37 protein-coding genes and 1 other RNA gene are annotated in these 26,191 nt (G+C 53.6%); 37 read left to right on the top strand and 1 reads right to left on the bottom strand.

The annotated features are described in order from the left end of the window. Nucleotides 1-775 precede the first annotated feature (775 nt). Nucleotides 776-2,431, top strand: coding sequence for a nucleoside kinase (locus tag BLQ24_RS07090; RefSeq protein WP_143004273.1), 1,656 nt, complete (start codon nt 776-778; stop codon nt 2,429-2,431). A 128-nt stretch (nt 2,432-2,559) separates the two neighbouring features. Here the strand turns inward: BLQ24_RS07090 and BLQ24_RS07085 are convergent, their stop codons facing one another. Beyond that, complete coding sequence (locus BLQ24_RS07085; RefSeq protein WP_173327868.1) at nt 2,560-2,937, bottom strand: desulfoferrodoxin family protein; 378 nt, start codon at nt 2,935-2,937, stop codon at nt 2,560-2,562. Between the two features lie 589 nt (nt 2,938-3,526). On the opposite strand from BLQ24_RS07085, the gene rpsJ reads away from it, so the two are divergent. The 36 genes from rpsJ (at nt 3,527) to ffs (ending at nt 26,154) form a co-directional block, all read left to right on the top strand. Further along, nucleotides 3,527-3,838 (top strand): 30S ribosomal protein S10, encoded by a 312-nt coding sequence (gene rpsJ, locus BLQ24_RS07080; RefSeq protein ID WP_034821532.1) that lies wholly within the window; start codon nt 3,527-3,529, stop codon nt 3,836-3,838. Nucleotides 3,839-3,999: 161 nt separating this feature from the next. Then, nucleotides 4,000-4,629 carry a 50S ribosomal protein L3 gene (rplC, locus tag BLQ24_RS07075; protein ID WP_090164101.1) on the top strand — a complete coding sequence of 210 codons (630 nt, stop codon included), beginning with the start codon at nt 4,000-4,002 and terminating at the stop codon, nt 4,627-4,629. A 23-nt stretch (nt 4,630-4,652) separates the two neighbouring features. Further along, nucleotides 4,653-5,276, top strand: coding sequence for a 50S ribosomal protein L4 (gene rplD / locus BLQ24_RS07070; protein ID WP_090164099.1), 624 nt, complete (start codon nt 4,653-4,655; stop codon nt 5,274-5,276). Continuing rightward, nucleotides 5,276-5,566, top strand: a complete 291-nt coding sequence (rplW, locus tag BLQ24_RS07065) for a 50S ribosomal protein L23 (RefSeq protein ID WP_090164097.1) — start codon at nt 5,276-5,278, stop codon at nt 5,564-5,566. Before rplD ends, rplW begins: the two co-directional genes overlap by 1 nt. An 18-nt stretch (nt 5,567-5,584) precedes the next feature. Beyond that, nucleotides 5,585-6,418, top strand: a complete 834-nt coding sequence (gene rplB / locus BLQ24_RS07060) for a 50S ribosomal protein L2 (protein ID WP_090164095.1) — start codon at nt 5,585-5,587, stop codon at nt 6,416-6,418. Nucleotides 6,419-6,436: 18 nt separating this feature from the next. After that, entirely contained in the window at nt 6,437-6,715 is a 279-nt protein-coding gene (rpsS, locus tag BLQ24_RS07055; RefSeq protein ID WP_090164093.1) for a 30S ribosomal protein S19, read from the top strand. Between the two features lie 18 nt (nt 6,716-6,733). Next, the gene (gene rplV / locus BLQ24_RS07050) at nt 6,734-7,069 is read left to right on the top strand and encodes a 50S ribosomal protein L22 (protein WP_090164090.1); all 336 of its coding nucleotides are present in this window, start codon (nt 6,734-6,736) and stop codon (nt 7,067-7,069) included. Between the two features lie 16 nt (nt 7,070-7,085). Next, nucleotides 7,086-7,949: a 30S ribosomal protein S3 gene (gene rpsC / locus BLQ24_RS07045; protein WP_090164088.1), complete on the top strand. Its 864-nt coding sequence runs from the start codon at nt 7,086-7,088 to the stop codon at nt 7,947-7,949. Between the two features lie 27 nt (nt 7,950-7,976). Continuing rightward, nucleotides 7,977-8,411 carry a 50S ribosomal protein L16 gene (gene rplP, locus BLQ24_RS07040; protein WP_090164086.1) on the top strand — a complete coding sequence of 145 codons (435 nt, stop codon included), beginning with the start codon at nt 7,977-7,979 and terminating at the stop codon, nt 8,409-8,411. Next, complete coding sequence (rpmC, locus tag BLQ24_RS07035) at nt 8,411-8,608, top strand: 50S ribosomal protein L29 (protein WP_090164084.1); 198 nt, start codon at nt 8,411-8,413, stop codon at nt 8,606-8,608. Before rplP ends, rpmC begins: the two co-directional genes overlap by 1 nt. Nucleotides 8,609-8,626: 18 nt before the next feature. Next, nucleotides 8,627-8,887: a 30S ribosomal protein S17 gene (rpsQ, locus tag BLQ24_RS07030; protein ID WP_090164082.1), complete on the top strand. Its 261-nt coding sequence runs from the start codon at nt 8,627-8,629 to the stop codon at nt 8,885-8,887. 14 nt (nt 8,888-8,901) lie between these two features. After that, nucleotides 8,902-9,276 carry a 50S ribosomal protein L14 gene (gene rplN / locus BLQ24_RS07025; protein ID WP_090164080.1) on the top strand — a complete coding sequence of 125 codons (375 nt, stop codon included), beginning with the start codon at nt 8,902-8,904 and terminating at the stop codon, nt 9,274-9,276. Between the two features lie 12 nt (nt 9,277-9,288). Continuing rightward, nucleotides 9,289-9,594: a 50S ribosomal protein L24 gene (gene rplX / locus BLQ24_RS07020; protein ID WP_090164078.1), complete on the top strand. Its 306-nt coding sequence runs from the start codon at nt 9,289-9,291 to the stop codon at nt 9,592-9,594. Between the two features lie 17 nt (nt 9,595-9,611). Next, nucleotides 9,612-10,154: a 50S ribosomal protein L5 gene (rplE, locus tag BLQ24_RS07015; RefSeq protein ID WP_090164076.1), complete on the top strand. Its 543-nt coding sequence runs from the start codon at nt 9,612-9,614 to the stop codon at nt 10,152-10,154. 13 nt (nt 10,155-10,167) lie between these two features. Continuing rightward, nucleotides 10,168-10,353: a type Z 30S ribosomal protein S14 gene (locus tag BLQ24_RS07010; protein WP_090164074.1), complete on the top strand. Its 186-nt coding sequence runs from the start codon at nt 10,168-10,170 to the stop codon at nt 10,351-10,353. A 70-nt stretch (nt 10,354-10,423) separates the two neighbouring features. Next, entirely contained in the window at nt 10,424-10,822 is a 399-nt protein-coding gene (gene rpsH / locus BLQ24_RS07005) for a 30S ribosomal protein S8 (protein WP_090164072.1), read from the top strand. 18 nt (nt 10,823-10,840) lie between these two features. Further along, nucleotides 10,841-11,383: a 50S ribosomal protein L6 gene (gene rplF / locus BLQ24_RS07000; protein WP_090164070.1), complete on the top strand. Its 543-nt coding sequence runs from the start codon at nt 10,841-10,843 to the stop codon at nt 11,381-11,383. A gap of 19 nt (nt 11,384-11,402) precedes the next feature. Further along, nucleotides 11,403-11,768 carry a 50S ribosomal protein L18 gene (gene rplR / locus BLQ24_RS06995; RefSeq protein ID WP_090164068.1) on the top strand — a complete coding sequence of 122 codons (366 nt, stop codon included), beginning with the start codon at nt 11,403-11,405 and terminating at the stop codon, nt 11,766-11,768. Nucleotides 11,769-11,782: 14 nt separating this feature from the next. Then, nucleotides 11,783-12,286, top strand: a complete 504-nt coding sequence (rpsE, locus tag BLQ24_RS06990; protein ID WP_090164066.1) for a 30S ribosomal protein S5 — start codon at nt 11,783-11,785, stop codon at nt 12,284-12,286. 13 nt (nt 12,287-12,299) lie between these two features. Next, complete coding sequence (gene rpmD / locus BLQ24_RS06985; protein WP_090164064.1) at nt 12,300-12,479, top strand: 50S ribosomal protein L30; 180 nt, start codon at nt 12,300-12,302, stop codon at nt 12,477-12,479. Between the two features lie 17 nt (nt 12,480-12,496). Next, nucleotides 12,497-12,937 carry a 50S ribosomal protein L15 gene (gene rplO / locus BLQ24_RS06980; protein WP_090164062.1) on the top strand — a complete coding sequence of 147 codons (441 nt, stop codon included), beginning with the start codon at nt 12,497-12,499 and terminating at the stop codon, nt 12,935-12,937. Next, entirely contained in the window at nt 12,938-14,221 is a 1,284-nt protein-coding gene (secY, locus tag BLQ24_RS06975; protein ID WP_090164060.1) for a preprotein translocase subunit SecY, read from the top strand. Between the two features lie 17 nt (nt 14,222-14,238). Continuing rightward, complete coding sequence (locus BLQ24_RS06970) at nt 14,239-14,892, top strand: adenylate kinase (RefSeq protein WP_163427083.1); 654 nt, start codon at nt 14,239-14,241, stop codon at nt 14,890-14,892. A gap of 80 nt (nt 14,893-14,972) precedes the next feature. Then, nucleotides 14,973-15,194 carry a translation initiation factor IF-1 gene (gene infA, locus BLQ24_RS06965; RefSeq protein ID WP_090164056.1) on the top strand — a complete coding sequence of 74 codons (222 nt, stop codon included), beginning with the start codon at nt 14,973-14,975 and terminating at the stop codon, nt 15,192-15,194. A 48-nt stretch (nt 15,195-15,242) separates the two neighbouring features. Beyond that, entirely contained in the window at nt 15,243-15,356 is a 114-nt protein-coding gene (gene rpmJ / locus BLQ24_RS06960) for a 50S ribosomal protein L36 (RefSeq protein WP_009644389.1), read from the top strand. 286 nt (nt 15,357-15,642) lie between these two features. After that, the gene (rpsM, locus tag BLQ24_RS06955; RefSeq protein ID WP_090164110.1) at nt 15,643-16,011 is read left to right on the top strand and encodes a 30S ribosomal protein S13; all 369 of its coding nucleotides are present in this window, start codon (nt 15,643-15,645) and stop codon (nt 16,009-16,011) included. 16 nt (nt 16,012-16,027) lie between these two features. Beyond that, a complete protein-coding gene (rpsK, locus tag BLQ24_RS06950) occupies nt 16,028-16,426 on the top strand; it encodes a 30S ribosomal protein S11 (RefSeq protein ID WP_090164054.1) in 399 nt (132 codons plus the stop codon). Between the two features lie 18 nt (nt 16,427-16,444). Continuing rightward, a complete protein-coding gene (rpsD, locus tag BLQ24_RS06945; protein WP_090164052.1) occupies nt 16,445-17,065 on the top strand; it encodes a 30S ribosomal protein S4 in 621 nt (206 codons plus the stop codon). Between the two features lie 55 nt (nt 17,066-17,120). Next, on the top strand, nt 17,121-18,065 hold the full coding sequence (locus BLQ24_RS06940; protein WP_090164050.1) for a DNA-directed RNA polymerase subunit alpha: 945 nt from the start codon (nt 17,121-17,123) through the stop codon (nt 18,063-18,065). A gap of 73 nt (nt 18,066-18,138) precedes the next feature. Then, on the top strand, nt 18,139-18,480 hold the full coding sequence (rplQ, locus tag BLQ24_RS06935; protein WP_090164048.1) for a 50S ribosomal protein L17: 342 nt from the start codon (nt 18,139-18,141) through the stop codon (nt 18,478-18,480). Between the two features lie 264 nt (nt 18,481-18,744). Next, the gene (locus tag BLQ24_RS06930) at nt 18,745-19,656 is read left to right on the top strand and encodes a hypothetical protein (protein ID WP_090164046.1); all 912 of its coding nucleotides are present in this window, start codon (nt 18,745-18,747) and stop codon (nt 19,654-19,656) included. Between the two features lie 77 nt (nt 19,657-19,733). After that, nucleotides 19,734-20,618, top strand: a complete 885-nt coding sequence (locus BLQ24_RS06925; RefSeq protein WP_090164045.1) for a hypothetical protein — start codon at nt 19,734-19,736, stop codon at nt 20,616-20,618. Between the two features lie 60 nt (nt 20,619-20,678). Further along, nucleotides 20,679-22,892: an ATP-dependent helicase gene (locus BLQ24_RS06920; RefSeq protein WP_090164043.1), complete on the top strand. Its 2,214-nt coding sequence runs from the start codon at nt 20,679-20,681 to the stop codon at nt 22,890-22,892. A 45-nt stretch (nt 22,893-22,937) separates the two neighbouring features. Next, on the top strand, nt 22,938-24,959 hold the full coding sequence (ligA, locus tag BLQ24_RS06915; protein WP_090164040.1) for an NAD-dependent DNA ligase LigA: 2,022 nt from the start codon (nt 22,938-22,940) through the stop codon (nt 24,957-24,959). A gap of 3 nt (nt 24,960-24,962) precedes the next feature. Next, nucleotides 24,963-25,964, top strand: coding sequence for an AIR synthase family protein (locus BLQ24_RS06910; RefSeq protein WP_242869611.1), 1,002 nt, complete (start codon nt 24,963-24,965; stop codon nt 25,962-25,964). A gap of 90 nt (nt 25,965-26,054) precedes the next feature. Beyond that, nucleotides 26,055-26,154, top strand: an RNA gene (gene ffs, locus BLQ24_RS10565) — signal recognition particle sRNA small type. The last annotated feature ends 37 nt before the right edge of the window (nt 26,155-26,191 follow it).

The raw sequence follows: 26,191 nt of genomic DNA, 5'->3' as shown, positions 1-26,191 counted from the left end.
CCGCCTGATGGGTGCGGTACTGATCGAGCAGAACAGCATCAGGCAGTCCCGAAAATCGATCTTCAGCCAGAAGTACTACCGGAAGATGCAGGAGGCGGGCACGAAGGAGAAGCTCGTCAGAATAGCAGAAGAACAGATCGCGCTTCTGGCGGCATGACTTTTGGCTGGCACATCGTCGCAGTTCTGTCAAGGAAACCTCTTCGAGGTGCATTCTGCATCCTTGACAGACCCGCTCCGGTGCGCCGGCGGTCAGGTAGTGGATGCAGGGCATCCCCTGCATCCAAAGATGCCTAAAGGCAATTTACACACAAATCAGGACTTGACTGATTTTTCGCCCGTTCGTCTACTGTAGGATCCTTACATCCAGAGTGTCCGGTCGTAAGCTAAGTCATTTTTTGTCTAAGACATCTGAATTATATACAATCTGTCTGCCAGACTGGGTGCGGAAACCCACATTTCGCCCGAAATCGCACCTTCGAGAGCAGCAGGAATAGATTAACCGGGATTTTCTTTTGTTTTCGCACCCCGCCCGCCGGTATTAGGGTGCGGATCAGGGGGTATTGGGCGATTCCGCACATTTTCCATATAGTATACACGCCGGACCGAATGCAATCCGCCGGCCGGCCGCTCCCCGCCGAACGAACGCCACCGCTGCCGAGAACGGTCCCGGGATGAACCGGTGGCTTGCCCGTCCGTTTTGTCAATCCCGGCCCGGTATGCTATAATGTTTGGAAAATTCGGAGTCACGATCGGGCGGGAGGCAATTATGAAAATCATGCTGAAGAGAACACGGGACGGGTCATTCGAAGCGGTGGAAGTCGGCGTAGGAACCCGGATCATGGATCTCAGGGAAATAGAACGGGACCGGATGCCGTACCCGGTTTTTGGGGCGGTGGCGAATCACCGGTTTGTGCCCATGGATACGGTTCTGCAGGAGGGCATGCAGGTGGAACTGATGGACCTGCGGTCTGCGGCGGCGCTGTATTCCTATCAGGATGCGCTGTCTCTGATGTTTCTGACGGCCTGCGCCGAAGAACTGGAGGGCGCCCGGGTGGAGATTGCGAATTCTTTGAATCAGGGATTTTATTGTGAAATCCGGGGGCTGACGCCGGTACCGAAGGAGACGGCTAAGGCGGTGGAAGCCAGAATGCGGCGGATGGCGGAAGAGGATCTGCCGATCCGCAGGATTTATGTGAGCCCGCAGGAAGCCGGAGCGATTCTGGAACGGGAATGCAACCATCCCGGTTTCAGGCTGATGGAGCAGATGAATCCCGACCGGAAGGTCTGTCTTTCGGAACTGAACGGCCACCATATGCTGACCTGCTACGGTACCCTGCCCTCCTGCGGCTGGGTTAAGATGTTCGAGCTGCGGTCCTATCGCCGGGGTGTACTGCTTCGTTTTCCGAACATGGAAAATCCGGACTGTCTGCCGCCGTACCGGGACCAGGAGAAGCTTTATCAGGCCTTCGGCGAGCAGACCCGGTGGGAGCGTCTGATGAAAGTTTCCTATGTGGCGGATTTGAATGAGAAGGTGGTGGGGGACAGTTTCCGGGAGCTGGTGCAGATTTCCGAGGCGCTGCATGAGAAGAAAGTGGCGGAAATCGCAGACCGGATCAAGGCTGAGAAGAAACGTATCATCCTGATTGCGGGCCCGTCTTCCTCCGGAAAGACCACCTTCGCCAAGCGTCTGCAGATTCAGCTCCGGGTAAACGGTCTGGATGCACTGTATCTGGGAACGGATGATTATTTCGTCGAACGGGGGGAGACGCCTCTGGACGAGAACGGAGAACCGGATTACGAAGGGCTGGCTGCCATCGACACGGAGCTGTTCTGCCGGAATATGAATGACCTCATGGCGGGGAAAGCAGTCGACCTTCCTCGTTTCAATTTCCTGACCGGGCGGAAGGAATTCGGGCATCGGATCACTGCGATCCGGGAGAACCAGCCGATCATCATCGAGGGAATACACGGCCTGAATGAGGAACTGACCGGCGGGATTGCGAAGGAAGAGCAGTTCCGCATTTACATCAGCCCGCTGACCCAGCTGAATCTGGACTGTCATAATCGGGTTCCGACCACGGACGAGCGTCTGCTTCGCCGTCTGGTCCGGGATTATCAGTTCCGGGGCCACGATGCGGCGACCACGATCCGGGAATGGCCGAAGGTGAGAGCCGGGGAGGACCGGAATATTTTCCCGTACAGCGGTGCGGCGGATGTGGTGTATAATTCCTATCATATTTATGAGATCGCAGTGTTGAAGAAATATGCGGTGCCTCTGCTGGAGGCCGTAGGACCGGAGGAGCCGGAGTACGCCATGGCCCGGCAGCTCCTTGCCGTGATGGACAGTTTCCGGATGGCGGGAGATGACAGCTGCATTGTGAATAATTCGATTATGCGGGAATTCATCGGCGGCAGTGTATTCCTGGATTAGTTTTCGGTGATCGAATGTTTCTGGCCGTGCGGCGCATCGGCAGCCGGGCGCACCCGTGCATCTGTATGAAAACCGGGATAGCCGGATCCTGAGGACCCGGTTATCCCGGCTTCGGTGTTTTAGTTCAACTACAGCTCTGCCTTCCAGAGGCCGTGGAGCGTGCAGTACTCATAAGCGGCCACTGCCTTCTCGCCTGCCGGCACTGTGAAGACGGCTTCCGGCTTATCGTCCGGTGTGAGTTCCTTCAGCAGAACGGATCCGTCTGTCTCCAGCGCAATCGTTGTGATGAAGTGTTCCGGTGTCATCGGGTGTTCAACACTGCCGACCTTCACGGTGACGACGGCGCCGTCAACAGTAACGGCAGGGACATGCTTCTCCTGGGCGGCATCGGTTGTGTTCGCTTCCAGCAGCGTCATCGGCTGGCCGCAGCATGCGAGAACACCGCCGCCGTGATGCAGTTCTGCTACAACGTTGCCGCACTTGTCACATCTGTAGATCTTCAGCATAATGAAACCTCCATTTCGTTGTCGTATTTTAACCGATACCGACATTGTACACTACTCCTGAGGGAATGACAAAGGGTATCTGTGCAAACGTTCTGACAGTTCCGCCTCTCCCTTGGGGCGTGTATACGGAAGGATGAAAAGCCGGGGAAGCCGGTCATTGGAACGGGTACCGGGTTTGTTTTGTCAGGGATGACCCCCGGAGTGCCGCAGAAATGTGTACGCCAGGCAGCGTGTGAATGGGTCGCATCCTGTATGTCAGTAAATTCAATGCTTTCATTAAGTGAAACAGCGAAAAATTAGTTGAAAAAAAGAGTAGAAAACGCTTGCATTCGGAAAATGAATCTTGTATACTGAGTAGGCTTGCATAAGGCGAAGAAGTGGGAAGTTGCTGAGCTATCAGGTAATTTCCACGGAGAATGGTCCCCGCCGGACGGGGGCGGAGGAGTTCGCCGGTTTTTTTCTGTGTGTCCGAAATGATGGAAACGCACGGAGCCGTGTGCGAGGCAGGCTGAATAAGCATGCGGCAGGGGACCGGGTTGTGACCCCTTGTACGAGAATAGCGAAAACAGTACGAAAACAGGAGGAAGAAATGAGCGAATTACAGAAGATCAGAATCAGACTGAAGGCTTATGATCACGCACTGCTTGATCAGAGCGCAGCCAAGATCGTAGAAACGGCGAAGAAGACAGGTGCGGATGTTTCCGGCCCGATTCCGCTGCCGACAGAGAAAGAGGTCGTAACGATCCTTCGTGCGGTTCACAAGTATAAGGACAGCAGAGAGCAGTTCGAACAGAGAACCCACAAGAGACTTATTGACATAACGAATGCCACACTGCAGACAACCGATGCGCTGACGAAGCTCGATCTGCCGGCAGGTGTTGACATCGAAATCAAGCTGTAAGGGATTCTCCCTTAGAATGATCGCTTCCCGAACCGGCAGAACTGGGGCGAAGGAATGTGATCCGCTGTAAGAAGGCTCTACATGATCGTGGCTTGCGATCCGCTGTGAGCACACTTAAGTGCCGGAAGCCTCCGGCGCATAAGGATTGGAGGAAAAACTATATGAAGGCAATTCTTGGAAAGAAAATCGGCATGACCCAGATTTTTGCTGAATCTGGCGAAGTGATTCCGGTAACTGTCATCGAAGCGGGTCCTGAGACTGTTACGCAGATCAAGACGGTTGAGACAGACGGATACAACGGCGTCCAGGTCGGCTTCGAAGATCAGAAGCCGCATCGTGTGAATAAGCCGATGACAGGCCATTTCGCGAAGAGCGAGACTGCGCCGAAGAAGTATCTCGCAGAGTTCAGAAATGACGAGGGTGAGACATACGAACTCGGTCAGGTCATCACAGTGGCAGATTTCGAAGAAGGAAAGAAACTTGATATCACAGGCGTTTCCAAAGGTAAGGGAACCCAGGGCAACATCAAGAGACACGGACACCACAGAGGACCGATGGGCCACGGCTCCAAGCACAAGAGACTGGCCGGCGGTCTGGCGGCTGCGACCTATCCTTCCAGAGTATTCCCTGGAAACGAGGGTCCGGGACGTATGGGTCGTGACACTGTCACGGTTCAGAACGTACAGCTCGTGAAGATTGATGCTGACAGAAACCTCATGCTGGTCAAGGGTGCTGTTCCGGGAGGAAGAGGCAGCCTGCTGAAGATCAGATATGCGGTCAAGGGCCAGTAGACTGAGGAAAGGAGGAAACGCAAATGGCAACAGTTAAGGTACTGAACATTGCCGGTAATGAAACCGGAACAATAGAACTGAACGATGCTATCTTCGGCATCGAGCCGAACCAGAACGCTGTTCACGAGGTGGTTGTCAACTACCTGGCGAATCAGAGACAGGGTACTCAGTCTGCCAAGACCAGAGGCGAAGTCAGAGGGGGCGGACGCAAGCCGTTCAGACAGAAGGGTACAGGCCGTCACAGACAGGGCAGCAGCACAGACCCGTCACAGATCGGCGGCGGAGTCGTCTTCGCACCGAAGCCGAGAGATTACAGCTACAAGGTTCCTAAGAAAGTGAAGAGACTCGCTCTGAAGTCCGCACTTTCCGCTAAGGTTCAGGACAACGAGATCATCGTGGTTGATTCCTTCGATTTCGCTGAACCGAAGACGAAGGAAATGGCTGCGGCGCTGAAGAATCTGAATGCAGCGAAGAAGGCGCTGATCGTCACTGCAGAGAAGGATGAGAATGTCGTCAGAACTGCGGCGAACATCCCGGGCGTCAGAACAGCAATCGTCGGAACGATGAATGTTTATGAAATCGTTAACCACACAAGCTTCATCGTTACGAAGGAAGCTGTGAAGAAGATCGAGGAGGTGTACTTATAATGGCATCTGCATACGATATTGTCCTGAAGCCGATCATCACGGAAAACACCATGGATCTGGCCCAGGCGAAGAAGTACACGTTCAAGGTTGCGAAGGATGCGACCAGAACACAGGTGAAGAACGCTGTTGAGCAGGCATTCGAAGTTGAGGTTGCCAAGGTCAACATCGTCAACGTAAACGGTAAAGCTAAGAGACTGGGAAGAACTGCCGGCAGAACGGCTGCTTACAAGAAGGCAATCGTCACACTGACGGAAAACAGCAAGACGATCGAGTTCTTCGAGAGTCTGTAAATATAGGAGGCTTGAATAATGGGAATCAAAAAATATAATCCGACCACTCCGGGCCTCAGAGGAATGAGTGTTTCGACTTTCGACGAAATCACTAAGACTAAGCCGGAAAAATCTCTGACAGTAACTCTGAAGAAGCACGCCGGCAGAAATGCCAGAGGTAAGATCACCGTCAGACACAGAGGCGGCGGCATCAGACCGAAGTACAGAATCATCGATTTCAAGAGAACGAAGGATAACGTTCCTGCTACAGTCAAGGCCATCGAGTATGACCCGAACAGAACAGCGAACATCGCACTGATCTGCTACGCAGACGGCAAGAAGAGCTACATCCTGGCTCCGGAAGGCCTGAAGGTCGGCGCTGTGATCTACTCCGGCACAGACTGCGATATTCAGGTCGGCAACACACTGCCGCTGGCGAATATCCCGGTTGGTACAATCGTTCATAACATCGAGCTGAAACCGGGCAAGGGTGCACAGCTGGTCAGATCTGCCGGCAACGGTGCGCAGCTGATGGCGAAGGAAGGCAAGTACGCTCTTCTGAGACTCCCTTCCGGTGAGCAGAGAAATGTTCTGGCGGTATGCAGAGCGACCATCGGTGAGGTTGGTAATGGTGAGCATTCCAACATCTCCATCGGTAAGGCAGGCCGCAAGAGACATATGGGCTGGAGACCGACCGTCAGAGGTTCCGTCATGAACCCGAACGACCATCCGCATGGTGGTGGTGAAGGTCGTGCGCCAGTCGGCCGTAAGAGCCCTGTTACTCCTTGGGGTAAGCCGGCACTGGGTTACAAGACACGGAAGAAAAACAAGGCTTCCGATAAATATATCGTAAAGAGAAGAAACGATAAGTAAGGAAGGAGCAACAGATAAATGAGCAGATCAATTAAAAAGGGCCCTTTCGTAGATGCCAAGCTCCTGAAGAGCGTTGAAGCGCTGAATGATGCTAACGAAAAGAAAGTGATCAAGACCTGGTCGCGTTCGTCCACAATTTTCCCGCAGTTCGTCGGTCACACGATCGCTGTTCATGACGGCAGAAAGCATGTTCCTGTCTACATCACAGAGGACATGGTTGGACATAAGCTCGGAGAGTTCGCTCCTACGAGAACATTCAGAGGACATGCAGCAGACAAGGCCTCTAAAGTTAAGTAACAGAAAGGGAGATTTGAAATGGAAGCAAAAGCAGTTGCGAAATATGTCAGAATGTCTCCTATTAAGCTGAAGCCGATTGCCGACCTGGTGAGAGGAAAAGACTTGAATGAGGCACTGAACATTCTGAAGTTCACACCTGGAAAAGGTTCAGAAATCGTAGAAAAAGTCGTTCAGTCAGCAGCAGCAAACGCTGAGAACAATTTCGACATGAACCCGGATAATTTGTACGTTGCAGAAATCTCTGCCAATCAGGGTCCTACAATGAAGAGATTCAGAGCAGGCGCTCAGGGCAGAGCATCCATGATCCTGAAGAGATCCAGCCACGTTGCTGTGACTCTGAAGGAAAGAGATTAGTCAGGAGGTTCATTAGATGGGTCAGAAAGTAAATCCGCATGGATTAAGAGTAGGCGTTATCAAGGACTGGAATTCCAAGTGGTACGCCGGCAAGGGAAACTTCGCTGATTACCTGGCGGAGGACCATACTGTTAGAAACTACATCAAGAAGAGCCTCTACAGCGCCGGTGTGGCGAAGGTTGTTGTGGAAAGACCGGCAGAGAACAAGCTGCGCATTGTGGTTGCTACAGCCAGACCGGGCATGGTGATCGGAAGATCCGGTGCAGGAATCGATGAGCTGAAGAAGAACCTGGAGAAACTGACCGGTAAGGAAGTTGCGATTTCCATCGAAGAAGTCAGAAGAAGTGAGCTGGACGCTCAGCTGACAGCAGAGAGCGTTGCGGAGTCCCTGGAACACAGAATTTCCTTCCGCAGAGCGATGAAGCAGGCAATCGGCAGAACAACCAAGGCTGGTGCCAAGGGAATCAAGATCAAGTGCTCCGGCAGACTGGGCGGTGCTGAAATCGCCAGAAGCGAGCAGTACAGTGAAGGAAATGTTCCTCTGCACACACTGAGAGCTGACATCGATTACGGATTCGCGGAAGCGGATACGACATACGGCCGTATCGGCGTTAAGGTCTGGATCAACAACGGCGAAGTTCTGGATAAGGGACTGCAGCCGGTGATCCGCGAAGAGAAGCGCGATGCCAACGGCAGAAGAAACAGAAGAAACAGAAGAGACGGAGAGCGGAGAGGCCGCCGCAGAAATGATCGTTTCAACAACAACGACAGAAGAACTGCGAAGGCTGTTAACCCGAGAAAGAGAATGACTCCGAAGGCTGCTCCGGCTGCGGAAGCACCGGCAGAAGCACCGGCTGAGACTTCTGAGACAAACGAATAATCGATCAGTGAAAGGAGGAACTAAGCCATGTTGATGCCAAAGCGCGTTAAGCATAGAAGAGTTCATAGAGGCAGAATGACCGGTAAGGCTACCAAGGGTAACACTGTTACTTACGGAGAATACGGTCTCGTAGCGGACGAGTGCGGATGGATCACTTCCAACCAGATCGAGGCTGCTCGTATCGCAATGACAAGATATACAAAGAGAGGCGGAAAGGTCTACATCAAGATTTTCCCGCATAAGTCAGTCACGAAGAAGCCTGCAGAAGTACGAATGGGTTCCGGAAAAGGTTCCCCGGAGTACTGGGTAGCTGTTGTTAAGCCTGGCAGAGTTATGTTCGAAATCGGCGGTGTTTCCGAAGCTGTTGCAAGAGAAGCCATCAGACTTGCTTCTCACAAGCTTCCGATCAAGTGCGAATTCGTCAAGAAAGGTCAGGAGAAGACTAAAGGCGGTGAAGCGTAATGGATTTGAATAAGTTTAGAGAAATGACAGATGTAGAACTTAACGCTGAGCTCGACAAGATGAAGCAGCAGCTGTTCAACCTCAGATTCCAGCATGTAACAGGCCAGCTCGAGAATCCTGTTCAGATGAGAGAAGTTAAGAGAAACATCGCAAGAGTGAAGACAATCATCAGAGAGAAAGAGCTGGAGAACGCTTAATCGGAAGGAGGATGTAAAATGGCAGACGAAAGAAACAGCAGAAAAGTAAAAGTCGGCACCGTCATCAGTGACAAAATGGACAAGACGGTAGTTGTTGCCATCGAGGACTTCGTCAGACATTCTCTTTACGGTAAGGCGGTAAAGAGAACGAAGAAGATCAAGGTTCACGACGAGAACAACGAATGCAGAGTCGGCGACAAGATCAGAATTATGGAGACGAGACCTCTGTCCAAGGATAAGAGATGGAGACTCGTTGAGATCGTTGAGAAGGCTAAGTAAGGAGGCACCGAATCATGATTCAGACAGAAACAAGATTGAGGGTTGCCGATAACTCAGGCGCGAAGGAACTCCTTTGCATTCGTATCCTGGGCGGTACTTCCCGTCAGTATGCGAACATTGGCGATATCATCGTTTGCGCAGTTAAGGACGCAACACCGGGCGGCGCCGTGAAGAAGGGCGACGTAGTCAGAGCTGTCGTAGTGAGATCTAAGAAGGGCACGAGACGTGCTGACGGAAGCTACGTAAAATTCGATCAGAATGCAGCGGTAATCATCAAGAGCAAGGACGATAAGACTCCGGTCGGTACACGTATTTTCGGACCTGTGGCGAGAGAACTCAGAGACGCAGGTTTCATGAAGATCGTTTCCCTGGCACCGGAAGTACTGTAGGAGGTATAACGAATGCGTATTAAAAAAGATGATATGGTAATCGTTATTACCGGTAAAGATAAGGGAACCACAGGCAAGGTCCTGAAGGCAATCCCGAAAGAGAACAAGGTTGTTGTGGAAGGTGTGAACGTTCAGACGAAGCACCAGAAGCAGACAGCTTCCGAACCGGCCGCGATCAAGCATGTTGAGGGACCGATCGATGCATCCAACGTTATGTTCTATGACGAGAAGGCCAAGGAACCGGTGAAGATCGGCTACAAGGTTGTGGATGGCAAGAAGGTCAGAGTCAACAAGAAGAACGGCAACGTAATTGACTAAGAAAGGAGGAGAAGGTTTTGACAGCTAGATTAAGAGATACTTATAAGAACGAAGTATTCCAGCAGCTTCAGGAAAAGTTCCAGTACAAGAACCCGATGGAAGTTCCAAAACTGACGAAGGTTACTCTGAACATGGGACTGGGCGAAGCGAAGGAAAACGTCAAGGTCCTGGAATCCGCAGTTGAGGAAATCGGACTGATCACCGGACAGAAGCCTGTCGTTACGAAGGCGAAGAAGTCCATCGCGAACTTCAAGGTCAGAGAAGGCCAGCCGGTAGGCGCCAAGGTTACTCTGCGCGGCGAAAACATGTATGTCTTCGTTGACAAGCTTTTCAACATCTCTCTTCCGAGAGTGAGAGACTTCAGAGGTGTCAGCAAGAACTCCTTCGACGGAAGAGGAAACTATTCCATGGGTCTGAAGGAACAGCTGATCTTCCCGGAAATCGAGTATGATAAGGTTGATTCGATCAAGGGCATGAATATCGTATTCACTACAACGGCGAAAACGGATGAAGAAGCCATGGAGCTTCTGAAGTTGCTCGGTATGCCGTTCGAGAAGTAGTAGGAGGTTTACAATGGCTAAGAAATCTATGAAGATTAAACAGCAGAGAAAACCTAAGTACGCTACACGTGCATACACGAGATGCAGGATCTGCGGACGCCCGCATTCTGTACTGAAGAAGTACGGCATCTGCCGTGTATGTTTCAGAGAGCTCGCTTACAAGGGTGAGATTCCTGGCGTTAAAAAGGCAAGCTGGTAAGATCGGACAGGTCGGAACCGACCTGACTCCGGTACTTCTTAAATAGTATTACAGAAGGGAGTTAATCGTAATGACAATGACAGATCCGATTGCGGATATGCTGACAAGAATCAGAAATGCCAACACAATGAGTCATGCGACTGTAGATATCCCTGCAACCAGAGTGAAGAAGGCGATCGCCCAGATTCTGCTGGATGAAGGATATATCGCAGGCTACGACGTCGTAGAAGGCGAGCACCAGGATGTCATCAGAGTTCAGATGAAGTATGGTGCAAATAGAGAAAAGGTTATTACTGGAATCAAGAAAATCTCCAAGCCGGGCATGAGAGTTTATGTCAAGGCTGGCGAAGTTCCTAAGGTCATCGGCGGTCTCGGCATCGCGATCATTTCCACATCCAAGGGAATTATCAGCGACAAGGAAGCCCGGAAGCAGAACGTCGGCGGCGAAGTAATCTGCTACGTTTGGTAATACAGGAGGTAAACAACCATGTCAAGAATAGGCAAGAAGCCGGTTGTCATCCCTGCCGGCGTAGAAGTAAAGTGTGAAGACAGCATCGTTACTGTCAAGGGTCCTCTGGGCGAGCTGAAGCAGGACATTGCATCCGGCATCTCCGTCAGCCAGGAAGGCAGCGAACTGATCGTAACGAGAGCGACAGATAACAGACAGGACAGAGCAGACCACGGTCTGTACAGATCTCTGATCGCAAACATGGTGGAAGGCGTTACGAAGGGCTACGAGAAGAAGCTCATCGTTGAAGGCGTCGGCTATCGTGTGGAGAAGAAGGGATCCAAGCTGGTTATGCAGCTGGGATTCTCCCATCCGGTTGAGATGGAGGATCCGGAAGGCATCACTACAGAAACTCCTGACGCAAACACGGTCTTAGTGAAGGGTATCGACAAGGCGGAAGTGGGCAACTACGCCGCAGTCATCAGAAAGTGGAGAAAGCCGGAGCCGTACAAGGGCAAGGGTATCCGTTATGATGGTGAGCATATCCGCAGAAAAGAAGGTAAGACCGGAGCTAAGGCATAATAGGAAGGAGTGAATTAGGATGGCTAAAGCAACAAGAAAAGAACAGCGTCTTAAGAGACACGCAAGAGTAAGAAAGAACTTGTTCGGAACTCCTGAAAAGCCAAGACTTTCTGTCTTCAGATCCAATGCGAACATCTCCTGCCAGATCATCGATGATGTTAATCACGTGACACTGACTGCCGCATCCACGCTGGATGCCGACATCAAGGCTGAAGTTGCGTACGGCGGAAACAAGGAAGCTGCGAAGAAAGTCGGAGAGGCCATTGCGAAGAAGGCTCTCGCCAAGGGTATTGAAACCGTCGCTTTCGACAGAGGAGGTTTCATTTATCACGGAAGAGTCAAGGAACTCGCAGAAGGTGCTCGTGAAGGCGGATTGAAATTCTAACGGGAGGAAAGAGAATGCGTAATACAATTGATGCTTCCAAGCTCGATCTGACTGAAACGATCGTCAACATCAGACGTGTCGCGAAAACAGTCAAGGGCGGCAAGAACATGAGATTCAGTGTTACTATCGTCGTCGGCGACCATGCGGGTCACGTAGGTGTCGGTCTCGGAAAAGCAGCTGAAATCCCAGAAGCCGTCAGAAAAGCAACGGAAGATGCAAAGAAGAAACTGATCTACGTTCCAACAGTAGGAACAACGATCCCACATAGAAATGTCGGTGTGTTCGGTGCAGGACGTGTTATCCTGATGCCGGCTGCGAAAGGTACCGGAGTGATCGCCGGTTCTTCCGCTCGTACCGTACTGGAGTCCGCGGGTATCGCAGATGTAAGAGCGAAGTCCGTGGGATCCAGCAATGCGGGCAACATCGCATATGCTACACTGGAAGGTCTGAAGGGTCTGAAGACAGTCGAGGAAGTTGCGAGACTGAGAGGCAAGACTCCGGAAGAAATCTTGGGTTAACAGGAGGAAGACAATGGCTAAGCTTAAAATTACTTTAACAAAGAGCCCGATCGGTGCTTCCCCTAAGCAGAGAAAAGTAGTCGAAGCACTTGGACTGAAGAAGATGCACCATTCTGTAGAACTGGAAGATTCTCCGGCAACACGCGGAGCAATCAATAAGGTTTCGCATCTTCTCACTGTAGAAGAACTTTAGAACAGGGGGTGCACATAATGAAACTTCATGAACTGAACGCACCGGCAGGTTCCAACCGGTCCCGCAAGAGAAAGGGCCGCGGTACTGCAACCGGTCAGGGTAAGACCGGCGGCAGAGGTATGAACGGTCAGAAATCCAGAAGCGGCGGCGGCGTCAGACTTGGATTCGAAGGAGGCCAGATGCCTCTGTACAGACGTCTTCCGAAGAGAGGATTCAAGAACATCTTCGCAACGGAATACGCAATCGTAAACGTAGCGGACCTGAACCGGTTCGATGCGAATACGGAAGTCACACCGGAACTGCTGGTTGAGGCAGGTGTGATCAAGAAGACACTGGACGGCGTTAAGGTCCTGGGCAACGGCGAGCTGGAAAAGGCTCTGACCGTCAAGGCAGCTAAATTCAGCAAGTCCGCAGCAGAGAAAATCGAGGCAGCAGGAGGAAAGGCTGAGGTGATGTAAATGGAGTGGCTGAACACCATTTCACGCGCGTGGAAGATCAAGGAGCTGAGAAGCAAGATGATCTTCACGCTGCTGATGCTGGTGGTATACAGAATCGGTTCCAACATTCCTGTACCGGGAATCAACAGAGCGACTCTGGCGCAGCTTTTTACCGGAGACAACATGGGACTCTTCGAGTTGTTCAACCTGTTCTCCGGAGGTTCCTTCAGCCAGTTTACAGTCTTCGCACTGAGTGTAACGCCGTATATCACGGCATCCATCATCGTTGAACTTCTCGGAGTCGCATTCCCGTACTTCGAGAGGCTCACCGAGGAGGGACTGGAAGGCCGAAAGAAACTTACATCCATCACTCGTTATATGACTGTCGTGCTGGCGGTCATTCAGGCACTGGGTCTGACACTGGGTCTCTTCCGCAGAGCCGTGGCCAACCAGAACGCTTTTAACTTCATTGTGATCACCCTGATCCTGGTTGCAGGTACCACATTCCTGATGTGGCTGGGTGAGCAGATCAATGAATATGGAATCGGAAATGGTATCTCCCTTCTGATTTTCGGCGGCATCATCGCCAGAATCCCGAGTGAGATCAACAATATCCGTACTTCCTATCAGGCAGGAACCACTTCCTTCGTTTCCCTGCTCCTGTTCATCGCATTCGCTATCGTGATTATCGTGGCGATCATTGCGGTTCAGCAGGCGACGAGAAGAATTCCTGTTCAGTACGCGAAGAGAGTCGTCGGAAGAAAGACGTACGGCGGTCAGTCGACGCATATTCCACTGAAGGTCAATGCAGGCGGAGTGATCCCGATCATTTTCGCACTGTCCATCCTCCAGTTCCCGCTGACACTGATGTACTTCTTCCCGGATTCGGCTTTCTACGATTTCTGCAATAAGTACCTTTCGCCGAGCGGCAATCCAGGTGTCTGGATCTACTCGGTACTGAATATCGTACTGATTCTGTTCTTCAACTATTTCTACACGGCCATCACATTCAAGCCGGATGAAATTGCGAAGAACATGAAGCAGCAGGGCGGCTTCATTCCGGGCATCAGACCGGGCAAGGCCACTGTGGATTATCTGACGAATACCATGAACCGTATCTCGGTTGTCGGTGCGATCTTCCTGGCAATCGTCGCAACGATCCCGACAGTTCTTTCTCAGTACTCCGGTTTCCAGATCACATTCGGCGGTACATCACTGCTCATCGCAGTAGGTGTGGCCATGGACACTGTGAAGCAGATGGAAAACCAGATGGTAATGAGAAATTACAAAGGATTTCTTAAATAACAGGAGATGAAATCATGATCAGAACAATTTTGCTCGGGCCTCCGGGAGCCGGAAAGGGAACCCAGGCTGCGAAAATTGTTGAGAAGTATCAGATCCCTCATATTTCAACCGGCGATATCTTCCGCGAGAATATCAAGCAGGGGACCGAACTGGGGAAGAAAGCTTCCGAATACATTAACCGGGGCGAACTCGTACCGGATGACCTGGTCATCGAGATCGCAACGGACCGGCTGACCAGAGATGACTGCAAGGCGGGTTTCATTCTGGACGGTTTCCCGAGAACCGTACATCAGGCGGAGGAGCTGGACAAGTTCCTGACTGCCCGGGGAGAGAAACTGAGCGTTGTGATCAACCTGGAGGTTGGCGAAGATGTCCTGATGAAGCGTCTGACCGGACGCAGAGTCTGCAAAAAGTGCGGGGCGAGCTTCCATGTAGTCAATATGCCGCCGAAGCAGGAAGGCATCTGCGATGTATGCGGCGGTGAACTGATTCAGAGACCGGACGATAACGAAGAAACTGCCGCGAACAGAATCGCTGTTTACAACGATCAGACAAAACCGCTGATCGACTACTACGAGAAGGCAGGCATCATCGCGAACATCGACGGATCGAAGCCGCTGGAAGAATCCTTTGCCAGTGTTTCGAAAGCACTGGATGATACCGCTTTGTAAGCAATATCGGAATGCAGGATCGGGCCGTTGTCATCATGGACGGTGAACTGTGAGAACCAATTCTATATCAGAGGTGCGAAATGGCTAAGAAAGATGTCATAGAAGCGATGGGAACCGTTGTAGATGCACAGCCAAACGCAGTATTCAAAGTGCAGCTGGAAAACGGATTCGAAGTACTCGCTCATATTTCAGGCAAAATCAGAATGAATTACATCAGGATCCTTCCTGGTGATAAGGTGAAAGTCGAACTTTCCCCTTATGACCTCACAAAGGGAAGAATCGTCTGGAGAGACAGAGGTTAGTACCGGAACGACCGGGAAATAGTTCAACCTTTGTAAAGGAGGATAAGAATGAAAGTAAGAGCTTCCGTTAAGCCGATCTGCGAAAAATGCAAGGTCATCAAGAGACATGGCAAAGTCATGGTAATCTGCGAGAACCCGAAGCACAAGCAGAGACAGGGTTAAACGAAACGAAATAAAGGAACGTCCATGTGTTTGAAAAAAATCTTTAAAAAACACTGGCGTTCCTCTTTTTTTTATGCTATCATAGCGTAGTTGCGCCAAGCAGCTTCACATGGGATATTTGCGCTCTTTTTTGGCGTTCCGGCGTTCAGACTGCCGGTCAGCCGGGCGCAGATCCAATATATTTTTGTCTGGTCGCAGCGCCGGGGCTGCTGACTAATAGAAAATCACGTAACCCCCGTCTATATCACCCCCGGAGTGGTGACGGAAGATGGGAAAGGAGGAACATATGGCACGTATTGCTGGTGTCGACCTGCCGAATGACAAGCGCGTAGAAATCGGTCTGACCTACATCTACGGTATCGGCAGAACATCCGCCAGAGCGATCCTCGAGCAGGCAGGTATCAATCCGGATACGAGAGTGAAGGACCTGACAGAGGATGAAGCTGGTAAGATTCGTAAGATCATCGACAACGACTACATGGTTGAAGGTGACCTGAGAAGAGAGGTTTCCATGAACATCAAGCGTCTCATGGAGATCGGAAGCTACAGGGGTATCCGCCACAGACGTGGTCTGCCGGTCAGAGGTCAGAAGACGAAGACCAATGCGAGAACACGTAAGGGCCCGAAGAAGACGGTAGGAAGAAAGAAGAAGTAGAAAGGAGGACAATAGTATGGCAAAGAACCAGAAGAAAGCTGTAAGAAAGAAGAAAATTCAGCGTAAGAACATTACTAAGGGTCAGGCACATATTCAGTCCACCTTTAATAATACACTCGTCACACTGACCGATATGGACGGCAACGCCATTTCCTGGTCCAGTGCAGGTTCCCTCGGTTTCAGAGGATCCAAGAAGTCCACGCCGTTTGCTGCGCAGATGGCAGCAGAGACAGCAACGAAGGCTGCTCTGGTACACGGACTGAAGACAGTTGAAGTTTATGTCAAGGGACCGGGTTCCGGAAGAGAAGCGGCGATCAGAGCGCTGCAGGCTGCGGGTCTGGAGATCACTATGATCAAGGACATCACGCCGATTCCGCACAACGGATGCCGGCCGCCGAAGAGAAGAAGAGTCTAATCGAAAGGAGGAGTTAATATGGCAAGATACACATGCGCTAACTGCAGACTCTGCAGAAGAGAAGGTCAGAAACTTTTCCTGAAGGGTGACAGATGCTACAGTGCGAAGTGCGCTCTGGAGAGAAAGAACTACGCTCCGGGCCAGCACGGTCAGATGAGAAAGAAGAACTCTGAGTACGGTCTGCAGCTGAGAGAAAAGCAGAAGGCGAAGAGATTCTACGGAATTCAGGAAACACAGTTCAGAAATATGTACGAAGAAGCTGCCAGAGCGAAGGGCATCACAGGTGAAAACCTGCTCATCGCACTGGAGCGCAGACTGGACAACGTTGTTTACAGACTGGGATTCGCCGCTTCCCGTAAGGAAGCGAGACAGCTGGTTGTTCACGGCCATTTCACACTGAATGGCAAGAAGGTGAACTCCCCGGCAATCCAGATCAAGTCCGGCGACGTTGTTGCTGTCAAGCAGAAGAGCCAGAGCTCTCCGAAGTTCAAGGAAATCAAGGAAATGCAGATCACAGTTCCGGCATGGATGACTGTGGATGTGGACAAGCTGGAAGGAAAGATCGTCAGCCTGCCTACGAGAGCTGAGATCGATACACCGATCGCAGAGCACCTCATCGTCGAGCTGTACTCCAAGTAATGCAAGTGCTGCGTAAGTTTATGACATTACACCTGGATTTAAGGGAGGGTTTATAGTGATAGAGATCGAAAAGCCGACGATCAGCAAGGAAATCAGCGATGACGGCAAATATGGAAAGTTCACTGTTGAGCCGCTGGAAAGAGGTTACGGCACCACTCTCGGAAATGCGATGAGAAGAATTCTTCTCAGCTCCCTTCCGGGTGCAGCGGTAACTTCCGTGAAGATTGATGGTATCCTGCATGAGTTCTCCACGATCCCTGGCGTCAAGGAAGACGTGACGGAGATCATCCTGAACCTGAAGAAGCTGGCAGTAAAGCTGCACAACGTGGATACCAAGAGAGCGATCATCAATGCAGTGGGACCGAAGGAGGTCACAGCTGCAGATATTGTGGGAGACAGCGATATCGAGATCTTTAATCCGGATCTCCACATTGCCACACTGGAAGAGAACGCTGCCCTTGTGATGGAAATCAATCTGGCAAGAGGCCGCGGTTATGTCCCTGCTGAACAGAACAAGACAGATAGCACGCCGATCTCTGTGATCCCTGTGGATTCTATCTACACTCCGGTCAGCAGAGTCAACTACACGGTTGAGAATACCAGAGTCGGTCAGGTGACTGACTACGACAGACTGGTCCTTGAGATCTGGACGGACGGTTCCGTTACGCCGGAGGAAGGCGTTTCCATCGGAGCCAAGATCATGCAGGAACACCTGAATCTGTTCATCGAACTGGATGACAACACAGATAACATGGAAATCATGGTCGAGAAGGAAGAAGATCAGAAGGAAAAGGCTCTGGAGATGACGATTGAGGAACTGGAACTCTCCGTCAGATCTTATAACTGTCTGAAGCGTGCGTCCATCAACACCGTGGAGGAACTCACGGAGAAGACAGAAGAGGACATGATGAAGTTCAGAAACCTCGGAAAGAAGTCTCTGGAAGAAGTTAAGAACAAGCTCGCAGAACTCGGCCTCAGCCTGAAGCCGAGCGACGAGTAGCGATACAGCATGCGGATCCGGACAGCGCGGGCGCTCTCCGGACACCGTACCAATCTAAGGAAGGAGAATAGACATGCCGGGATATAAGAAGTTAGGCAGAGAAACTTCCCATAGAAAGTCCATGCTGAGAAATCTGGTAACAGATCTCCTCAGAGAGGGAAGAATCTCCACCACTGACGACAGAGCGAAAGAAGCCGGAAGACAGGCTGAGAAGATGATCACTCTGGCGAAGCGCGGCGATCTCCACGCAAGAAGACAGGTTCTGAGCTATGTTTTCGATGAAGACGTAGTGACGAAGCTCTTCGATGAGATCGCGCCGAAGTACGCTGACCGCAACGGCGGTTACACGCGTATCCTGAAGCTGGGTCCTCGCAGAGGAGACAACGCTGAGGTTGTCTTCCTGGAGCTCGTATAGTCGTACATCAGGAATGAACTGCCGCTGCAGATGCGCTGCATCTGCGGCGGCTTTTTTTTCGGCCGGAAGGGTCCCCGGATTTGAGATATACCGCGAGAGTTGGTATAATAGCACCACAGACCGGACCACTTCCCGGAAGGAGTCTGCCGTTGTGAAATCCGTGCGGCTTGGTCCGGAACGAAACAGAATGTTATTTCCGGCCGGGGGAGGCGGCGCAGCCGGCTCTGCCTCCGGCCGCTTGCGGCATACAGGAGAAGGAGTTTTATGGGTGATCAGAAACGAAAGCGCAACTTTGCGATTCTTCTTTTTGTATTTTATATTGTATCCACCTTCGCCACACCGGTGATCGGCCTTCTGGTCTGTGTGCCCCTGGCCCTTCTGTGGCTAAATGCCCGGGCGGTTATGAGTCCGAAATACGGACTGGAACTGTCCCTGGATCTGGCGTCCCATGCAGAGAAAAATCAGACAGTCACCCTGACGATCAATGCCCGCTATACCTGCCGGCCGGCGGTGGTGAATCTGCGCACGGAGGTTTCCCTCCGGAATACCCTGACAGATGAGAATATGCGGATACCGGTGAACTTCCGGGTGAAGGGGCCGGGGACCACGAAGTACAGGCTGAAACTGTCTGAAGAAAACTGCGGGAAAGTACAGGTCGGCATCGACGGATGCACTCTGAAAGGTCTGCTGTTCCGGTCGGAACGGGATGTGAGTGCGGCGGCTTCGGCGGAGATGACCGTGGCTCCGGATCCGGTGCTCCGGGAGATGCCCCGGTCCGTTGAGGGCATGGCCGGAAAGAAAGTGCTGGTGGTGCTGGACAATGTGTCGGCAGACCATCTTTCCTTCGTGCCCCGGGGGAAGGCCCGGCTGGCGGAACAGTTCCTGGCTGTGGCCGGCGCCCTGGAAGCCGGTGGTGCTGACGTATATCTGGCATGGTTCGACCGGAGAGAGGGCAGTTTCTGTGTGCAGAGCGGCAGAACTAAGGAAGACCGGAGAAACGTGCGGGATCAGATTTTCGACACCGGGTTCCCGGAGGCGGATCCCGGCTGCATCTACAGCCTGACGGCCAGAGCCTCCTCCATGAACTTCGACTATTTCTACGTGGCGAATCCCGTGGGGGTGTGGCAGCATATGGAGGAGCTCCGCCGCCTGGGGCCGGTGGAGCGGATGAACTGAATGCGCAGTTATTCATGCAACTATTCGGAAGCGGAGCCCGGGTCAGCCGGGCTCCGTCGTGTGACGGGGATGAAACAATGTTCGATGGATTGAGAGAAAAGAAAAGAAGAAATATCTATGCGGTCATCATGATCGCCCTTCTGGTGCTTACAGCCATCTCGGCGAACATCATTGCTGCAGTGATTCTGGTGATCATGTTCCTGCTCTATGCCCTTTCCATGCTTTCCACACTGTACATGGGAGAGCAGGGGGTTACTGTGACCATGGACGTGCCCGGGGAAACGGAGCAGGGCAGGAGTGTGGATCTGACCCTTGCCGTCCGGGGTGCCCGGCCCTGGTATCTGGCCAATCTTTCTTCACACATCACCATCCAAAACGAGCTCACAGGGGAGACCATGGAAGTGAATCCTTCCTTCTTCCTCCTCCCGCCGGGAACCGGCCGCTGCCGCCCGGTCACGATTTCTGATACCCACTGCGGACGGATCCGGATCACTGCGGATCCGGTTTCCTTCACCGATCTTCTGGACCGGGTGAAGCGGGACTCCGGAACCTCCTATGAGACTTTCCTGTATCTGCTTCCGCACTTGGAACTGCTGTCTGAACGTGCATTGCAAATGGACGATGGGTTTACGGCGGACCCGGGAAATTATGATCCGGGAAGCAGGGATCCGGAGGGGGGAAGAACGAGAGAAGCAGGCCCGGAAGGAAGGGGATGTCCTTCCGCTGTTCTCACCCTGGGAACCATGGACCGGAGCCTGTCCGCTGAAGAAAAGAGCCGCCGGGTTGCGCAGTTTTTGTCTGCTTCCTTCACCTGGCTGCAGGAGGGGCGGCCCCACATCCTGGTATGGCAGGATGGGGAGAAGAATCTTCCGGTGCATGAGGAGATCCGGTGCCGGGAAGACCTGGACCGGGCCGTCCGGGATCTGCTGGACACTCCCCTCACCGAGAGCCCGGGGAAATAGCCCGGGAACGGGGCACATCCCCGAATCGTTACGAACATGGAGAGATGAGAAAGGATTGGAATGAGTTTCGATAATCTGAATGACAAGCAGCAGGAAGCGGTGCGTCAGCTGGACGGTCCGCTGCTGATTCTGGCGGGAGCCGGATCCGGCAAGACCAGCACCATGACCCACCGGATTGCCCACATGATCGAAGAGGGGATCCCGGCATGGAACATTTTGGCGGTGACATTCACCAACAAGGCTGCGGCGGAAATGCGGGAACGGGTGGAGAGCCTGATCGGGGACACACAGGACATGTGGATCCTCACATTCCACGCCATGTGCCTCCGGATGCTCCATATCTATGCGGATCGGATCGGCTACGATTCTAACTTTGTCATCTACGACACCTCGGACCAGAAGACGCTGGTGAAGAACATCGAGAAGGAGCAGGGCATCAGCGACCGGGAGTTCAAGCCCCAGTACATTCTGTCCGTCATCAGCCGGTGCAAGGAGAAGGAAATGGGGCCGGAGGAATACCGCCGGTCGGCACTGGAAGGCCCCCGGGAGAAGGCCGTCTATGCAGTCTACAAGGAATACGAGAGCCGGCTCCGGGAGAACAACGCCATGGACTTCGACGACCTGCTGCTGAACTGCCTGCGTCTTCTGGAGAGCGAGACGGATGTACTGGAGAAATACCAGAACCGGTTCCGCTTCATCATGGTGGACGAGTATCAGGACACGAACCACATCCAGTACCGGCTGATCAGCCTGCTGGCGGCGAAACACCACAATCTCTGTGTGGTGGGAGACGACGACCAGTGCATCTACCAGTGGCGGGGGGCGGACATCAGCAATATCCTGGATTTTGAGAAAGATTTCCCGGATGCGAAGGTCATCAAGCTGGAGCAGAATTACCGCTCCGTGGGAAACATTCTGGCGGCGGCCCACTCCGTGATCCGGCACAATACCTCCCGGAAGCAGAAGGAATTGTGGACCACCCGGGAGGACGGAGAGAAAATCAACTACTACCGGGCGGACAACGACCGGGAAGAGGCGGACTATGTAGCTCGTCAGATCGGGTACATGAACCGCAGCGGCCGGAGTCTGAACGATTTCGCCATTCTGTACCGGACCAATGCCCAGTCCCGGCTGTTTGAAGAGGCACTGAGCCGCCATGGCATTCCGTACCAGGTTCTCTCCGGCATGCGCTACTACGACCGGAAAGAAATCAAGGACATCATGGCGTACATGCGCCTGATTGTGAACCCGGCGGACGATCTGTCCCTGACCCGGGTGATCAATGAGCCGAAACGGGGGGTGGGACCGAAATCCCTGGACAAGCTGGCCGCCTTCGCCCGGGTCCGAGGTCAGAGTATCTTCGAGGCGCTCATCGATCCGGACGGGGAGATGCTGGATACCCTGCCGGGCCGTTCCTATGACAAGGTGAAGGAAATGGTTACTGTCATGAAAGAATGCCGGGAGCAGCGCAGTGATATGAGTGTCTCCGACATTTATGACGCCCTGCTGGTGAGAACCGGTTATCTGAAGTCTCTGGAGGACGAAAAGTCCGTGGAGGCCGAAAGCCGCATCGAGAACCTGATGGAATTCAAAACCGTCATCGCCGAGTATGAGAAGTCCGCCGAAGACCCGACTGTGGAGGAGTTCATGGCCCAGCTGACCCTGGCGGCGGAGGTGGACAACATGGATGATTCCCAGACCCAGGTGACCATGATGACCATGCACAGCGCCAAGGGCCTGGAATTCCCGGTGGTTTTCATTCCGGGGCTGGAGGACGGCCTGTTTCCGGGGAGCCGGGCCTTCGACGACGATGACCAGATGGAGGAGGAACGCCGGCTCTGTTATGTGGGCATGACCCGGGCGAAGGAGCTGCTCTTCCTGACCTCTGCGGAGGTGCGCACCCGTTACGGCAGAACGGATTACACCCGGGAGTCCCAGTTCCTCCGGGAAGTGGACAAAAAATTACTGACCGGATCGGCCGTCTACCAGCGCAGAGGACAGCGTTCCAGTCTGGGGGTTTCCTCCGGAAGCCGGGACGGTTTCGCAAAAGAACCGGCGTATAAGCCGTTCGATGCGCTGAAATATGCGAAGCAGCAGACCAGGAAGGCCGCTGCCGGCGGCGATACGGACCTGAACCAGGGTGACCGGGTGAAACACGGAAAGTTCGGTGAGGGACTCGTGATCAGCGTTACCGACAGCATTGTCACAGTGGCGTTCGATACGGCGGGGATCAAGAAGCTGGCGAAGGGCATTGCCCCGCTGAAGAAACTGTAGGATCAGGACGCCGGCAGGCGGACACAGAATACGGGAGAAGGGAATATGGACGAGAAACAGCGGATCAGAGAACTGGTGGAGAAACTGAATCAGGCCTCGAAAGCCTATTACATGGATGCGGAAGAAATCATGCCGAACATCGAATATGATGCGATGTACGACGAACTTCTGGAATTGGAACGCCGCACCGGCATCGTTTTGTCCAACAGCCCGACGCAGAACGTGGGATATGAAATCATGTCCGACCTGCCGAAGGAGCGGCATCCGAGCCGCATGCTGTCCCTGGACAAGACGAAGGACCGGGAGGCGCTCCGGTCCTGGCTGGGAGAGCAGAAAGGTCTGCTGAGCTGGAAGCTGGACGGCCTCACAATCGTGCTGACCTACGACGGCGGAAAGCTGACGAAGGCGGTCACCCGGGGAAACGGGGACGTGGGCGAAGTCGTGACAAATAATGCGAAGGTCTTCGACAATGTGCCGGTGTCCGTCGGATTCCGGGGGCATCTGGTGCTGCGGGGGGAAGCGGTGATCAAGTACAGCGATTTCCGCCGGATCAACGACAGCCTGGGGGATGCGGATGCGAAGTACAAGAATCCCCGGAACCTCTGCAGCGGCTCCGTCCGCCAGCTGGATCCCCGGATCACGAAGGAGCGGCATGTGAACTTCATCGCCTTCACGCTGGTGGAGGCGGAAGGGGTGGATTTCGGAGAGCGCCGGCATAATCAGCTGGACTGGCTGAAGGAGCAGGGGTTCGACGTGGTGCCTTACCGCTATGTGGACAAAGACACCATTCTGGAGACGATCCAGTGGTTCTCCGAAGCGATTGTGGATAACGATTTTCCGTCGGACGGGCTGGTGCTGACCTACGATGATATGGCGTACGGCCGTTCTCTGGGGACGACGGCGAAGTATCCCCGGGACTCCATGGCCTTCAAGTGGGCGGACCAGAAGGAAGAAACCACGCTGCGGGAGGTGGAGTGGAGCGCTTCCCGCACCGGTCTGATCAATCCGGTGGCCGTATTCGATCCGGTGGAGCTGGAAGGCACGACGGTTTCCCGGGCTTCCGTACACAATGTCAGCATTATGGAAGAGCTGAAGCTGGGCATCGGCGACCGGATCACGGTGTACAAGTCCAACATGATCATTCCTCAGATTGCGGAAAATCTCACCGAAAGCGGCACCTGCATTCCGCCGGACCGGTGTCCGGTGTGCGAAAGCGGAACGAAGATCCATGAGGATAACGGCGTCCGGACCCTGTACTGCCCGAACCCGGACTGCCCGGCGAAGCAGATCAAGAGCTTCGGGCTCTTCGTCTCCCGCAATGCGCTGAATATCGAGGGGCTCAGCGAGGCCACCATCGAGAAACTCATCGGCAGGGGGCTGATCCGGGATTTTGCCGATCTGTTCCGGATTGACCGGTACCGGGATGCGATTACGGAGATGGAGGGATTCGGGGAGAAATCCTTCCAGAATCTGCAGAAGTCGCTGGAGAGGGCATCCCATACCACACCGGACCGTCTGCTTCTGGGGCTGGGGGTTCCGGGCATCGGCGCAGCCAATGCAAGAGTCATCGCCCGGGCTTTCCACATGAAGTGGAACGACATCCAGCATGCCACGAAGGAGGAACTGACCCGCATCGACGGTGTCGGCGACGTGATGGCGGAGGCCTATGTGAAGTATTTCCGTGATCCTTCGGTGCAGGAAAAACTGGCGGATCTGCTTTCGGTGCTGGATCTGGACGAGACGGAAGAAGAGCGGGAGGAATTCCTCAGCGGCATGACTTTCGTGATCACCGGTTCTCTGAATCATTATGAGAACCGGGAGGCGCTGAAGGCGGAGATTGAGGGTGCCGGCGGCAAGGTGGCCGGTTCGGTCAGCCGGAAGACATCGTATCTGATCAACAATGATCTGGCCTCCACTTCCGGAAAGAACCGGAAGGCCCGGGAACTGGGCATTCCGATTATTGATGAAGAGGAGATCCGGAGATGGCTGGCGGCCGGTGCCGTGGAGGAAACGGCACCGGAAGGGTCCGGCGCAGGAGAAGCGTCCGGGGAACCGGAGAAGGAGTAGAAAATGGGTGTGCTGGGTATCGGAAAACTGGACAGCGATGTTCTGCAGAGAATTGTCATCGACCGCATCCGCTACCGCCGGCCGGAGGTCAGGACCCGGGCCGGTATCGGCGAGGACTGCGCTGTGGTGAACTTCGGAGATTATGACTGTGTGATTTCCACAGACCCGATTACGGCGGATGTGAAGGATATCGGCCGGCTGTCCATTCATATTTCCTGTAATGACATTGCCAGTAACGGGATTCAGCCGCTGGCCATCACGCTGGCGGTCATGCTTCCGGAGGGAACGACGACGGAGGATGTGGAACAGATCATGACCCAGGCGGGAGAGGCCGCCGAACGGGCGGGGGTGGAAATCGTCGGCGGTCACACAGAGGTGACCCGGAGCGTCCGGCAGCCGGTGATTGTCTCCACAGCCTTCGGCCGGGCGGTATCCGGCACTTCGGCCTCCGCCCGGGATATGCGGCCCGGGGACCGGATTCTGATGACGAAATACGCCGGCCTGGAAGGCACCGGGATTATTGCGGCGGATCTCGGACGGCAGCTGGGGGGCGTTCTGACCGAAGCCGAACGGGAAGAAGCCCGGGCCCTGCTGGATCAGGTCAGTGTGGTGAAGGAAGGCGTGATCGCCGGCGAAATCGGCACCGCCGGGATGCATGACGTGACCGAAGGGGGAATCTTCGGGGCGGTGTGGGAGATGTGTCACATTTCCCGGCTGGGCGCCCGGCTGGATGTGGACCGGATTCCGGTGCTGCCGGTGACCCGGAAGATCTGCGATGCCTTCGGGATCGACTGCATGCGGCTGATTTCCAGCGGCTGCATGCTGATGGCGGCGCCGGCGGACAAGGCAGCGGAGATTACCCGCCGGGTTACAGCGGCGGGCATCCTGATCACGGATGTCGGTGAAGTTCTGGCGCCGGGGACGGCGGTTACCGGCACTTCCGGCGGACGGACGTTCACCATTGATCCGCCGGGGGCGGATGAGCTGTACAAGGCGGTGCATTAGACCGGTGCGGAGACGGAATTAGTTGACGTTGCCGCCGAAAAAATGTATAATAATTGAGCAATTTGCCCTCGGGCAGCTCCGTATGGCATGGTCTGGGTCCTGCGCAATAGGATGCCGTGAACCTTGTCAGGTCCGGAAGGAAGCAGCAATAAGCGGAAGTTTCTATGTGCCGCAGATCAGCCTTTTCCTACGTCACGCGGAGCTGCCCGGGGGCAGATTTTTTATCT

This window comes from Eubacterium pyruvativorans (assembly GCF_900102225.1).
Taxonomy (GTDB): Bacteria; Bacillota; Clostridia; order Peptostreptococcales; family Anaerovoracaceae; genus Aminicella; species Aminicella pyruvativorans.
Note: the sequence above shows the minus strand (reverse complement) of the source record. Positions and strands in the feature narration are given on the sequence as shown.